Genomic DNA, 670 nt, shown 5'->3' on the forward strand with positions numbered 1-670 from the left:
CGCTGGTACTGCTGGGGTTAAGCGCGGGTACTCAGGCAGAAGAGTGGGTTAACACCCCGGTGCAAAAGACGTTTAAAAACTGGCAGGTGACGTGCAACAATCTCAATGACTGTGAGGTGCGTAATACCGATGAGGTATTGCGGATTATCATCAAGCGTAAGGCTGGTGCAGAGTCTCAGCCTTCCCTCAATTTTCAGCAATGGGGTCAGGCCACTAAAAATGCCATGACCATTGCGCTCACACCCGGTACACCCGATTCTGAAGCTGCCTCCCTCGGCGGGCTCAATGCGGCACTGCTGCTGGTGGACGAACGACAGGGGCGTCTGGGAAATCAGACGGCATTGCTGAAAGTGGGCAACAATGAACCATCGATGGTACCCGCGCGTCCTGCCCCCGCGGTATTTAACTTCCAGGTGCCAAAGGTCGTGCCGTTAACCAATGAGGCTGCGCTTATCGATGGTGCCATTGCCGCTAATAGTAAGCTGCTGGCAAAAGAGAGCTGTGAGCCGGACAAAGAAGCACGTGAGCGCAGTGAAGCGCAGCCACTGAATGACAAGCAGGCGCTGGTGCTGGTCAATTGTGGTCTGGGAGCTTATCAGTCTTCCAGTATGCTGTTTATCAGTGAGCGCAATAATCCCCAGGACTCAAAGCAGCTGACTCTGCCATTACC

General features: G+C 54.2%; 1 protein-coding gene. It reads left to right on the forward strand.

Annotated elements, in window-relative coordinates; translation table 11 throughout:
• Positions 1-670: DUF1176 domain-containing protein (locus WH277_RS08270; RefSeq protein ID WP_339505232.1), on the forward strand; the 670-nt coding region annotated here is incomplete at both ends.

It is taken from the genome of Erwinia sp. MYb416 (assembly GCF_037479575.1).
Classification (GTDB): Bacteria; Pseudomonadota; Gammaproteobacteria; order Enterobacterales; family Enterobacteriaceae; genus Erwinia; species Erwinia rhapontici.